Origin of the sequence: Acerihabitans sp., from assembly GCF_036398755.1 — a bacterium.
In the GTDB taxonomy this organism is placed as follows: Bacteria; Pseudomonadota; Gammaproteobacteria; order Enterobacterales; family Enterobacteriaceae; genus Acerihabitans.
In genome coordinates this window covers 1-11,947 of the sequence record NZ_DASWOM010000115.1, presented here as the reverse complement: position 1 = coordinate 11,947, position 11,947 = coordinate 1, and the positions used below count along the sequence as shown (strand labels likewise).

Below are 11,947 nucleotides of genomic sequence, written 5' to 3'. Positions count from 1 at the left end.
ATTTGTTACCAGCCGCTATTTCCAGGTCGTTTTCATGCGCCGTTCGGGATGAGCCATTCTTTATGAGATGTTCGTTATGCGTCATTTGCTGTGAGCCGTTATTTATGAGTCGTTCTTTATGAGCAGTGTGCTGCGTATTCGCCAGCTTTATCGCACCCTGTCGCAAAATGACCGCAAGCTGGCCGATTATCTGTTAACGCAAACCGACCAGGCCCGGCATCTGAGCTCGCAAAAAGTCGCCGAACAGGCGGGCGTCAGCCAGTCAAGCGTGGTGAAGTTCGCGCAAAAGCTGGGTTATAAGGGATTTCCGGCGCTGAAACTGGCGCTCAGCGAAGCCATGGCCGGCGCCCACAATTTGCCGTCGATACCGGTGCATAACCATATTTTAAGCGACGACCCGCTGAAAACGGTGGGCGAAAAGCTGCTGACGGAGAAAGTGGCCGCCCTGCGGGCGACGCTTGACATCAACAGTGAGGAAAAACTCCGCCTGGCGGTGGCGCTGCTGCAGGAGGCGCGCCGGGTGATTATCGTCGGCATCGGCGCCTCCGGACTGGTGGCCAAGGATTTCTCCTATAAGCTGATGAAAATCGGCATGTCGGCGGTGGCGGAAACCGATATGCATGTGCTGCTGGCCACCATCCAGGCGGTCGGCACGGAAGATCTGCTGGTGGCTATTTCGTTTAGCGGCACGCGCCGCGAGATCAACCTGGCGGCGCAGGAGGCGCACCGGGTGGGCGCGCGGGTAATGGCCATCACCCACTTCTCGCCCAATGCGCTGCAACAGCACGCCGATATTGCCCTCTATACGGTAGCGGAAGAACAGGCGCAGCGCAGCGGCGCCATTTCCTCCAATATCGCCCAGCAATCGCTCACCGACCTGCTGTTTATGGCGCTGGTGCAGCGCGATCTGGACAAGGCGCCGCAGCGCATCCGCCATAGCGAGGAACTGGTCAAAAAACTAATATGATGCCGGGCTGCCGCCTGAATCCGCTTCTGCGGCCGATGCCGTATGTCCCGCGTCAAGGATGAGGCTGTTTACCACCGGACGACGCAGGCAGGCTTCTGTCCTGGTTGAATATAAAAAACTTTGCGGTGGCATAATTGAAAAACATTCCCGTCAGGCTCCCCGCCGCCACGCCCAAAATGGGGTACCGCTGCACAAACGCATAGTTGGACACCAGCAGCCAGTAGGTCAGGTAGTTTACCGCTCCGCCGCTAAGCATGCAGATGCCGTACCTGAGGGCCTCGGACCAGGCCGAATGCCCGCTGCGGCTTTTGCGAAACGTAATGAGTTTATTGAGGATCCAGGTGGTCAGCACCGCGCAGACAAAGGAAATCACGCGGCCAACATACAGGCCCAACGCCTCTTTCAGTAAATACAGCACCCCCGAATCAACGACAAAACCGACGGCGCCAATCATACCAAAGAAAAACAGCTCTTTAATTTTGTGCATTTTTCCACTCAACGCCCGCCGTTGCCCGCAGGGCATCAGGCTTGGACAGGTTGCTTTTTAATCTTACCACTGCGTAACGCAGGAACATTGCGCCTACTGTAGCGCAAATCGGCCCCAAAGGCCTCCTTTCTGGATTAACAATATGGACGCGGACATCATCGTTTATCTCCCCGCGCCCCAAGCGTCAGGCTTCGAGAGAAAACGCCCTGACACACACGCCCTTATTCGCCCAAGGCAAAGAAGACCTGGCGAAAGAATGATTAATACCCGAGTCAAGGATGACGAAAAACCGCCGCAAACCCGCCCCCTCCCGCCGGCTTGCAATATCAGAGCATTCTCATGATGAGTTTAGGCGGCAGTTTTGCTAACGACTCAATAAATTTCAGTTAATTCAACGATATATCTATATTTAATAGCGTGCTGTTTTTTACAAAAATACGTATCATTTCATTTGTCTTCCTTGTGTTGAGAATAAATTTCATAACTTTATTTCACAATAAATTTTTTCCATAGCTAAATTTCACTCATTTTTTACATTATCTTAATTGAATATTCACAGTCACGCATGCAAACTGATGCCGTTATATCTTTTAACAGATATGCACCCTATTTTCTAAAATCACATAACCTTTTGCTGTCAAAAACCGTGTTTATGGTTTCGATTGGAATATTTACTACAGGAATAATAAAAATGAACAGAGCGTTTTTTTTGATACCCTTAACGTGTTTATTAATAATGTCGTCAGGCTGCTCATATTTAAGCGGAACCCCGGGTGAAAAACCGTCAAGCACATCACCAAAAATCGTAACCGCTTCCGGACAAAAGCAATTTTGGAATGATCCGGGCCTGTTTGGCGCAGTTCCCAAAAGCCAGCAACAGGCCGGTGATAGCGTCTGCGCCCGTGATGGCAATGGCAAGGCCATCGGCTACCATCCACACCCGAAAAAATATGACGGCACCTATTTCCCCGGCGGTGGATATTTATGTAACATGATCTAGACATCATGATATCAAATGAATGAAGCTACTTTATAGTTTTAAAGTATCCTTGTGCGTAAAAAGGCCTTGCAGGCCTTTTTCATTTAACAACCATTCTTATATAGAATTTATTATAATTTTCCCCCACAATAAATGACATGTGTGTCCCAGCCTCGACCGGGATAAATTCACGTCACCCTACATCATCATACCTTGCTGTTTTTATTCCGTTACGCATATATAGGGTCACTCGCCAATACGCTACGCCCTTGCCTTCATCAATTCGGCGATGTTTTTTATAAAAGGACGCGGCATTGATGTCCGCACGGTTATACTCGCTGTGAAGTTGGCGCGTCAATTTACGCACGGGTTAAAACTGTTGGCATGTATCGTCCCGGCGGGTATAATTCACGCCCTGCTTTATCACTGTCGCCGAGAACACCATGGCCCTGCTTATCACGAAAAAATGCATCAACTGTGATATGTGCGAGCCGGAATGCCCGAACCAGGCCATTACCATGGGCGCGCAGATTTATGAAATCGACCCCAATCGCTGCACCGAGTGCGTCGGCCACTACGATACGCCCACCTGTCAGAAAGTCTGTCCGATCGATAATACCATCATGCAGGATCCCGCGCTTATCGAGACTAATGAGCAGTTATGGGAAAAATTTGTCGTGATGTATCACGGCGATCGGCTCTGATGGCCGCGGGCCGCCGTGATTTACATGTGCTGATTTGCACGCGCTGATTTACACGCACTGAATAGACGTGGCGCCAAGCCCGGCAGATATCGCCTGCGCATCGCCGATTCCCTCTAGCGCCGGTTATTCAGCCCTGGTCCTCGAGAATCACCGTCGCGCAGGCGTAGCGCCGTTCATCGGCCAGAGTGACGTGCATGCGGGCGACGCCGAGGCTTATCGCCAGTTCGGCGGCCTGTAGATAAAGCTTCAGGCCCGGTTTGCCCAGCGCATCGTTGACCACTTCAAACTGGGCGAACGCCAGCCCGTTGCGGATCCCGGTGCCGAACGCCTTGGCCGCCGCCTCTTTTACCGCGAAACGTTTAGCCAGGAAGCGTATCGGTTGCCGATGGGCCTGGAACTGCGCCCACTCCGCATCACTGAGGATGCGGCGCGCGAAACGGTCGCCGCTGCGCCCCACCACCGCCTCGATGCGCTCAATCTCCACGATATCGGTGCCGATGCCGAGGATCGCCATCAGGCGCGCGCCGCCAGCATCAGGCGCTTCATTTCCGCCACCGCGCCGGCAAGTCCGCTCATTACCGCGCGGCCGATAATGGCATGGCCGATATTCAGCTCATGGATCTGCGGCAGCGCCGCAATCGGCTGCACATTATGATAGGTCAGGCCGTGCCCGGCATTGACCTTAAGGCCAAGGCCGGCGGCATAATCAGCGGCCTGGCGGATACGCCGGTATTCCACCAGGCGCGCGGCTTCGTCCACCGCGTCGGCATAGGCGCCGGTATGGATTTCAATATAAGGGGCGCCCGCGGCGGCGGCGGCGGCGATTTGCGCCTCGTCGGCATCGATAAACAGCGAAACCTGGATCCCGGCCGCGGACAGACGCGCCACGGCGGCGGCCACTTTCGTCCGCTGTCCCGCCACGTCCAGGCCGCCTTCGGTGGTGACTTCCCGGCGTTTTTCCGGCACCAGACAACAAAAGTGGGGACGCGTGGCGCAGGCGATCTCGACCATCTCATCCGTCACCGCCATTTCCAGGTTCATGCGGGTCTGCAGCGTTTCACGCAGCAGGCGCACGTCACGGTCGGTAATATGGCGGCGATCTTCGCGCAAATGCACGGTGATGCCGTCGGCCCCGGCCTGCTCGGCGATAAACGCCGCCTGCACCGGATCGGGATACGCCGTGCCGCGCGCGTTGCGCAGGGTGGCGATATGATCGATATTGACGCCTAACAACAGTGCTGACATACCATCCTCGGTAACCGTGACGCGTGGGTTTTCAAGTCGCCAGTTTAACTGGACGAGCCGTCGTTGGGCAACGTTTTAAGCGGGGGCTTGGGCGTCATGAACTGGCGAAACAGCTCGGCGCTTTTCAGCGGCCTGCCGCCAAGATAAGGTTTGAGGGCCATGCGGGTAAAGCGTTTGGCGGCGCGCAGGGCGGCGATATCGGCGAATTCGCGCGTGGCGAGCGAACGCAGCTCGCGGCCGGTAAAACTGTAGTGATCGATGATGACGCTTGCGATAAAACCTTTTTCCTGGCGATAACGATAGGTCATATCATCGCTGACCGGCTCGCCGCTGCCGGCGCAGTGCAGAAAATCCACGCCGTAGCCGAGGTGGCCGAGCAGGGCCAGTTCAAAACGCCTTAGCGCGGGTTCAGGCGAGCCGGTAGCGCCGGCCAGGGTTTGCAGGCAGTGCAGGTAATCAAAAAACAGCGAGGAGTAATCGGTTTCGTGCGCCAGCACGCGGGAAAGTAGTTCGTTGGTGTACAGGCCGCTGTACAGCATCAGGCCGGTCAACGGCAATCCCATGGAGACCGGTTCGGCGCTGCGCAGGGTTTTTACTTCGCCGCGTCCGCTCCAGCGGATCAGCAGCGGCGTAAACGGCTGCAGCACGCCTTTAAGCGCCGAGCGCCGGGAACGCGCCCCTTTTGCCAGGATACGTACCCGGCCGTCGTTCTCGGTAAAAAAATCCAACAGCAGGCTGGTTTCGCTATAATGGCGTCCATGCAGGACGAATGCGCGCTGCCAGCCTTCCATCGGCGGGGTCCTCAGACATCGTCGCCGTAACCGAGGCTTTTCAAGGCGCGTTCATCGTCGGCCCAGCCGGATTTAACCTTGACCCACAGTTCGAGATGCACTTTGTTCTCGAACATGGTTTCCATATCCTGACGAGCTTCGATACCGATGGTCTTGATCTTGGAGCCGCCGTTGCCGATAACCATTTTTTTCTGGCCTTCGCGCTCCACCAGGATCAGGCCGTGGACATCATAACCGCCGCGTTCGTTAGTGATAAAACGCTCGATCTCGACCGTCACCGAATAAGGCAGCTCTTCGCCCAAGAAGCGCATCAGCTTTTCGCGGATGATTTCCGACGCCATGAACCGCTGCGAGCGGTCGGTAATATACTCTTCCGGGAACTGATGTTCGCCTTCAGGCATATGTTTACGCACAATACCCGCGAGCGTATCGACGTTCATGCCGGTTTCGGCGCAGATCGGCACCACATCCAGAAAATCCATCTGCTGGCTAAGGAAAGTGATGTGCGGCAAAAGCTTGCTTTTATCCGTAACGTTATCCACTTTATTGATGGCCAGAACCACCGGGCAGCTTACGCCGCGCAGCTTATTGACCACCATTTCATCGTCCGGCGTCCAGTGGGTGCCTTCCACGACAAAAATCACCAGTTCCACGTCGCCCATGGAGCTGCTGGCGGCGCGGTTCATCAACCGGTTAATGGCGCGTTTTTCTTCGATATGCAGCCCGGGGGTATCGACGTAGACGGCCTGGTAAGGCCCCTCGGTATGAATGCCCATGATGCGGTGACGCGTGGTCTGCGGCTTGCGCGAGGTGATGGAGACCTTCTGGCCCATGAACTGGTTCAGCAGGGTGGACTTGCCCACGTTGGGCCGCCCGACAATCGCCACGAATCCACAATAGGTTTTATCTTCGTTCATTCAAGCTCCAGCTCTTTCAGCGCCTGCTCGGCGGCTGACTGTTCGGCTTTACGGCGGCTAGAACCATTGCCCACGACGGGTTCCGGCAAGCCGCTGACATGGCAGTGAATAGTAAATTCCTGGTCATGCGCCTCGCCACGCACCTGAACAACCAGATAGGTAGGTAACGGCAAATGACGCCCCTGCAGATACTCCTGCAGACGGGTCTTCGGATCCTTTTGTTTGTCGCCGGGGCTGATTTCGTCCAGGCGGCTTTGGTACCAATTGAGGATCAGACGCTCGATATTTTCAATATCGCTATCGAGAAAAATGCCGCCAATCAGCGCTTCTACCGTATCGGCAAGAATGGACTCGCGGCGAAACCCGCCGCTTTTCAGCTCGCCCGGCCCCAGGCGCAGACACTCTCCCAGCTCGAACTCCCTGGCCATTTCCGCCAGGGTATTGCCCCGCACCAGCGTGGCGCGCATCCGGCTCATATCGCCTTCGTCAATCCGCGGAAAGCGCAGGTATAACGCATTGGCGATAACGAAACTCAATATGGAATCGCCCAGGAATTCCAGCCGTTCGTTATGTTTGCTGCTGGCGCTTCGATGTGTCAGGGCCTGTAACAAAAGCTCGTGCTGTTGAAAAGTGTAGCCCAGTTTTTTCTGGAGCCTGTTTATCAAGATGGGATTCATGCGTTACCAATAACTCAACCATGCGTCAAATAACTACAGCAGACGGGAACAGGCCTGTCGGGACAATACCGGGCCAAAACTGTTTCGTGTGCAGTGGCTCCCGAAACGGGAGCCAGTCTTTATTGCCAGAAGGGGGTATTCTACAACGGGAAGCATAATAATGCTTCGCTTAAAAAACGTATTTGATTAATGTATTGCACCGATTCGGCGTAAACGCACGCCGGTGGGCCATTGACCTTCCTGTTTTTCAAAGCTCATCCAAATCGCCGTAGCCTTGCCGACCAGGTTTTTTTCCGGCACAAATCCCCAGAAACGGCTGTCGGCGCTGTCGTCGCGATTATCGCCCATCATGAAATATTGCCCGTCCGGTACCGACCACTCCGCCAGTTGCCGATCGCGCTGGTGATAATACATCCCCACCTGATCCCGCTGGCCCGGCACCGTCAGGATACGGTGCGTGACGTTGCCCAGGGTTTCCGTGCGCTGCGCCAGGCGAATACCGCCGTCCACCTGCTGATCGGGCGGAACCTGCAGAAAACCGGTGGCCGACTCGCCGTTGCCGGTGGAATCAAAGGTCTGGACAAAATCGCTCGGCGCCATATCACTGTAGGTGACCGCCAGCGCGCTGGCACACGACGATTTGCCGGCGCATCCCGGCTGCACGGTCACGTTTTTGTTCAACGGATCGTAAATAATCCGATCGCCCGGCAAGCCGATGACCCGTTTAATATAATCCAGCTTCGGATCGTCGGGATATTTGAATACCACGATGTCGCCGCGCTGCGGATGACCGGTGGGTATCAGCGTTGTTTGGGTAATGGGATTTTTGATGCCATAGGCGAATTTTTCCACCAGGATAAAATCGCCCACCAGAAGCGTCGGCATCATGGAGCCGGAGGGAATTTGGAACGGTTCGTAAATAAACGACCGTACAATAAACACCACCAATAATACCGGGAAGATGGAACCGCAGGTTTCAACCCAGCCCGGCTGCTTGGCCTTTTTCAGCAATGCCTGGTTTTGCGCTTCGTTTTCGCCCGCGGTTAACTGCGCCTGCCTGATACGGCGCGCCGGAGCCAGTTTAAATCGATCCACGCACCAGATAATGCCGGTTATCAAGGTGGCTATTGCCAGGATCAGGGCAAACATATTTGCCATGCCAACTCCTTTGGGTTATTTACTGTCTTTGCCAACGTGCAGGATCGCCAGGAACGCTTCCTGTGGTAATTCAACGTTACCGACCTGCTTCATGCGTTTCTTGCCGTCTTTCTGCTTTTGCAGCAGTTTCTTTTTACGGCTGACATCGCCGCCGTAACATTTAGCCAGTACGTTCTTACGCAATTGCTTAATCGTGGACCGGGCAATAATGTGGTTGCCGATGGCGGCCTGGATGGCGATATCGAACTGTTGGCGCGGGATCAGTTCCTGCATTTTTTCCACAATATCACGCCCGCGGCGCTGTGAATTGTCGCGGTGGGTGATCAGGGCCAGCGCATCCACCCGCTCGCCGTTGATAAGGATATCCACCCGCACCATGTCCGAGGTCTGGAACCGCTTGAAACCATAGTCCAGCGAGGCGTAGCCGCGCGAGGTGGATTTAAGCCGGTCGAAAAAGTCCAGCACCACCTCCGACATCGGAATGTCATAGGTCAGCGCCACCTGGTTGCCGTGATAGACCATATTGGTCTGCATGCCGCGTTTCTCGATGCACAGGGTGATCACGTTGCCCAGGAACTCCTGCGGCAACAGCATGTGGCATTCGGCGATAGGCTCGCGCAGCTCGAGTATATTGTTCAGCGGCGGCAGCTTGGACGGGCTGTCGACATAAATGGTCTCATTGGCGGTGGTCACGACCTCGTAGATAACGGTGGGCGCGGTGGTAATAAGCTCCAGGTCGTATTCGCGCTCCAGGCGCTCCTGGATGATTTCCATATGCAGCAGGCCGAGGAAACCACAGCGAAAGCCGAAGCCCAGGGCGGTAGAGCTTTCCGGCTCGTAGAACAACGAGGCGTCGTTGAGGCTGAGTTTACCCAGCGCGTCGCGGAACGCCTCATAGTCGTCGGAACTGATGGTGAACATGCCCGCGTACACCTGCGGCTTCACCTTCTTGAAACCCGGCAGCGCCTTGTCGGCCGGCTGGCGGGCCAGGGTCAGGGTGTCGCCCACCGGCGCGCCCAGGATATCCTTGATGGCGCAGACCAGCCAGCCCACCTCGCCGCAACTGAGGATATCGCGATCGATGCGTTTGGGGGTGAATATGCCCAACCGGTCGGCGTTATAGGTCATGCCGGTGCTCATCACCTTGATTTTATCGCCCTTGCGCAGGGTGCCGTTCTTTACCCGCACCAGCGACACCACGCCCAGGTAGTTATCAAACCAGGAATCGATAATCAGCGCCTGCAGCGGCGCTTCCGGATCGCCCTGCGGCGGCGGGATATCCCGCACCAGCCGCTCCAGCAGCTCGGGAATGCCCACGCCGGTCTTGGCCGAACAGCGTACCGCGTCGGTGGCGTCAATGCCGACGATATCCTCGATTTCCTGCGCCACCCGGTCGGGATCGGCGGCGGGCAAATCGATTTTATTCAGTACCGGCACCACTTCCAGGTCCATTTCCATGGCGGTGTAGCAGTTGGCCAGGGTTTGCGCCTCGACGCCCTGCCCGGCGTCCACCACCAGCAGCGCGCCTTCGCAGGCGGCCAGGGAGCGGGAAACCTCGTAGGAGAAATCCACATGGCCCGGGGTATCGATAAAATTGAGATGGTAGGTCTGGCCGTCGTTGGCGTGGTAGTCAAGCGTCACGCTCTGGGCCTTGATGGTGATACCGCGCTCGCGCTCCAGATCCATGGAGTCCAGGACCTGCGCCTCCATTTCGCGTTCCGCCAGGCCTCCGCAGGTTTGGATCAGCCGGTCGGACAGGGTCGACTTGCCATGGTCGATATGGGCAATAATGGAGAAATTACGAATGTTCTTCATTTATAAGGAATTTTCTCGGGTATTTTTGATAAAAATCATGACAATGGGCACGGACGTGGACACAAAAACAAAACCACCCGTAAAATATGCAGGCATCTTACACTGAAAGGGCAAAGCAAGAAAGGTGGGCGCTGTTAGCATCGATTACAGCCTCCCTTTTTGAATCACCAGTTTGAATCACCGCACTTTCCCCATACGTCCCCGGATACTCAAGACTCCAACACCGATGAAGATCATCATTCACGGCCGATTTGCTCAGATCGAAACCAGTGAACAATATTTCCAATCGTTGAAGCCTGACGTCGATTTTGCCGGCGGCCTGAATGGCGTGCCGGTCGACAGGCATAACGTCGCCCCCGGCGCGTGTATTCTGATGTTGAATTAGCGCAGCGATTAACCAGCTAACCTTGATATTTGCATACAATTGAAATAGCAGCATTGTATAAATTTTTTCAGCGGCATGCCCATCTATTTAACCTTTGGCTACTTTCCTTGTGATTTATTGTTATTGAATATCCCATCAGCCATTTCTTTAATTTTTATGGCGATCGGATATGAAAATAAATAGCATAATTATAAATCGTAATCTAGGGAAGGAATATGGACGAAACATTGAGAGTATATGCGGACTCAACGTCGCCTAACGGCATGTGCATAATGGATGCAACAGGCAAATTCAACCAATAAGCTGGCGGCCAGTATTGCCAGCCAACGTAGCAAGACCGATCAAATACTGGCTAATAGCCAAATGCAACAAAATACACAATTTGCCTCCGCAATGGCGAAAACAAAAGCGTCTCTCCAATCGACAGGGGATTTGATTGGCGCATCAAGAGCCCTTGCGCAGGCTAACAAACGAGCGGAACAACAGCGTTTGGAAGCAGAACGCCAAATGCGTGAAGCAATTGAAAGAATTAACGAAGAACATAACATGCAAATGGCAGATCTTCAATTGCAAAATAATGAACTTCAGGAAAAATTAAATCATTTAAAACTCCAAGAGCTGGAACTGATTAGAATTCATGATTTAGACAATATGAGTAAGGCATTTCAGCCTCATATTACCGCGGCCGAAAAATTGCGCGATGAAGCAGATCGTCAGAACCTTAAAGAGCACAATGATTATCATGCTCAAAAGTATGACGTATGCCCTGAGCGGGTCAAAAAAAAATGCCGATTTTGCTAAAAGTCAGCATGCCAACGCCTTGAAAAAGCAGCAAGAAGTCGATAATCAGCTTAAGCAATGTAACCAACGGATTGCGTTGCTTATCACTGAAAGAGAGGCGATTGAGAAAGAGCAGTCATCGAATCCTACAACCGAAAATCAAAAACGGTGGTTTCGTTATGAACACAGCATTAATCTTGCAAAACACGAAAGAACCCTCCGTCAACAAACGGCGGATATACTGGTCGATCATGTCAATAAAACCAAATATAGGGTATGGAAAACAGCGGATTATCTGATAAACGTTACAAACCTCTACCACCCAATAGAAAAAGAACAACAGCCCAAAAAGACACACATAAATACAGGCCAGGCTTTGACCATAGCCGCGACCACTTTGACGCCAGCCGCACGATTTATGGAAGGCGCTGTATTTAAAAATACCTTAGCTGCGTTACATCGTATTGTCTTTGCAAGCATATCCGGCCCTATGGCGGCAGTCGGTGCTGCCCTCTTTTATTCCAAACCGGTCGGTCAAGGAAGCGATAAGGTTCCACGGGAAAGCATAATTCCAGATTCCCTGAGCGTCGAGTGGATGCATCTCCCGTCCACCACTAATTTGCACGCAGCGGCTACCGTTGATACGCATTACCATGCCCGTGTTTCCATCACCCCCCATGGGAAACGGGTCGAGCTGATCAAAACCGTCTTGGCTATACCCATTCGTGTATTACCTGGGGAATATGTCAGCGATGGTATTTATCGCTGCACGTTACCCGGGACTGATGAAATCCCCGCAAGAACGATTCTTGTTACGCCAGATAAAGCGCCCGGCACCGATGGGCCACGTGTGCCAGGGGCGCCGGGCGAGGAACCTTCATCAATCGTTAATACCGGCAATCAAGGGCAATCCGTTAAATTGCCGCTGATGACGACCTACCCTGACCTGAGTGAATTAGATTTTAAAGCCGTTATCGTGGTTCCGCCTCTTGAAAGCGGCTACCAGCCGGTTTATGTTATGCTCAGCGGCAGAAAAGGCAGT

14 protein-coding genes are annotated in these 11,947 nt (G+C 53.9%); 6 read left to right on the top strand and 8 right to left on the bottom strand.

Features of this window, described 5'->3' with window-relative positions:
* Positions 1 to 118: 118 nt before the first annotated feature.
* Positions 119 to 967: a MurR/RpiR family transcriptional regulator gene (locus VGC33_RS19470; protein ID WP_331122435.1), complete on the top strand. Its 849-nt coding sequence runs from the start codon at positions 119 to 121 to the stop codon at positions 965 to 967.
* 52 nt (positions 968 to 1,019) lie between these two features.
* Here VGC33_RS19470 and VGC33_RS19465 read toward each other — a convergent pair whose 3' ends face one another.
* Complete coding sequence (locus tag VGC33_RS19465) at positions 1,020 to 1,454, bottom strand: GtrA family protein (protein WP_331122434.1); 435 nt, start codon at positions 1,452 to 1,454, stop codon at positions 1,020 to 1,022.
* Positions 1,455 to 2,145: 691 nt separating this feature from the next.
* Here VGC33_RS19465 and VGC33_RS19460 point away from each other — a divergent pair.
* Both VGC33_RS19460 and VGC33_RS19455 read left to right on the top strand, forming a co-directional pair.
* Positions 2,146 to 2,454 carry a hypothetical protein gene (locus VGC33_RS19460; RefSeq protein WP_331122433.1) on the top strand — a complete coding sequence of 103 codons (309 nt, stop codon included), beginning with the start codon at positions 2,146 to 2,148 and terminating at the stop codon, positions 2,452 to 2,454.
* 422 nt (positions 2,455 to 2,876) lie between these two features.
* Positions 2,877 to 3,137: a YfhL family 4Fe-4S dicluster ferredoxin gene (locus VGC33_RS19455; protein WP_331122432.1), complete on the top strand. Its 261-nt coding sequence runs from the start codon at positions 2,877 to 2,879 to the stop codon at positions 3,135 to 3,137.
* A gap of 127 nt (positions 3,138 to 3,264) precedes the next feature.
* Here the strand turns inward: VGC33_RS19455 and acpS are convergent, their stop codons facing one another.
* The 7 genes from acpS to lepA all read right to left on the bottom strand — a co-directional run bounded on the left by acpS (position 3,265) and on the right by lepA (position 9,740).
* Positions 3,265 to 3,651, bottom strand: a complete 387-nt coding sequence (acpS, locus tag VGC33_RS19450; RefSeq protein WP_331122431.1) for a holo-ACP synthase — start codon at positions 3,649 to 3,651, stop codon at positions 3,265 to 3,267.
* Complete coding sequence (gene pdxJ, locus VGC33_RS19445) at positions 3,651 to 4,382, bottom strand: pyridoxine 5'-phosphate synthase (RefSeq protein WP_331122430.1); 732 nt, start codon at positions 4,380 to 4,382, stop codon at positions 3,651 to 3,653. Before pdxJ ends, acpS begins: the two co-directional genes overlap by 1 nt.
* A gap of 44 nt (positions 4,383 to 4,426) precedes the next feature.
* On the bottom strand, positions 4,427 to 5,173 hold the full coding sequence (recO, locus tag VGC33_RS19440; protein ID WP_331122429.1) for a DNA repair protein RecO: 747 nt from the start codon (positions 5,171 to 5,173) through the stop codon (positions 4,427 to 4,429).
* A gap of 11 nt (positions 5,174 to 5,184) precedes the next feature.
* Positions 5,185 to 6,090 (bottom strand): GTPase Era, encoded by a 906-nt coding sequence (gene era, locus VGC33_RS19435; protein ID WP_331122428.1) that lies wholly within the window; start codon positions 6,088 to 6,090, stop codon positions 5,185 to 5,187.
* Complete coding sequence (gene rnc / locus VGC33_RS19430) at positions 6,087 to 6,767, bottom strand: ribonuclease III (protein WP_331122427.1); 681 nt, start codon at positions 6,765 to 6,767, stop codon at positions 6,087 to 6,089. The genes era and rnc overlap by 4 nt, the downstream gene beginning before the upstream one ends.
* A gap of 186 nt (positions 6,768 to 6,953) precedes the next feature.
* Positions 6,954 to 7,925 carry a signal peptidase I gene (lepB, locus tag VGC33_RS19425; protein WP_331122426.1) on the bottom strand — a complete coding sequence of 324 codons (972 nt, stop codon included), beginning with the start codon at positions 7,923 to 7,925 and terminating at the stop codon, positions 6,954 to 6,956.
* 15 nt (positions 7,926 to 7,940) lie between these two features.
* Positions 7,941 to 9,740, bottom strand: coding sequence for a translation elongation factor 4 (gene lepA, locus VGC33_RS19420; protein WP_331122425.1), 1,800 nt, complete (start codon positions 9,738 to 9,740; stop codon positions 7,941 to 7,943).
* Between the two features lie 226 nt (positions 9,741 to 9,966).
* Here lepA and VGC33_RS19415 point away from each other — a divergent pair, with 226 nt between their 5' ends.
* The 3 genes from VGC33_RS19415 to VGC33_RS19405 form a co-directional block, all read left to right on the top strand.
* Entirely contained in the window at positions 9,967 to 10,125 is a 159-nt protein-coding gene (locus tag VGC33_RS19415; protein ID WP_331122424.1) for an SOS response-associated peptidase family protein, read from the top strand.
* A gap of 276 nt (positions 10,126 to 10,401) precedes the next feature.
* A complete protein-coding gene (locus VGC33_RS19410; protein ID WP_331122423.1) occupies positions 10,402 to 10,926 on the top strand; it encodes a hypothetical protein in 525 nt (174 codons plus the stop codon).
* Positions 10,859 to 11,947, top strand: a 1,089-nt coding sequence (locus tag VGC33_RS19405; protein WP_331122422.1) for an S-type pyocin domain-containing protein, incomplete at its 3' end; no start/stop codon positions are given. The genes VGC33_RS19410 and VGC33_RS19405, both read left to right, overlap by 68 nt.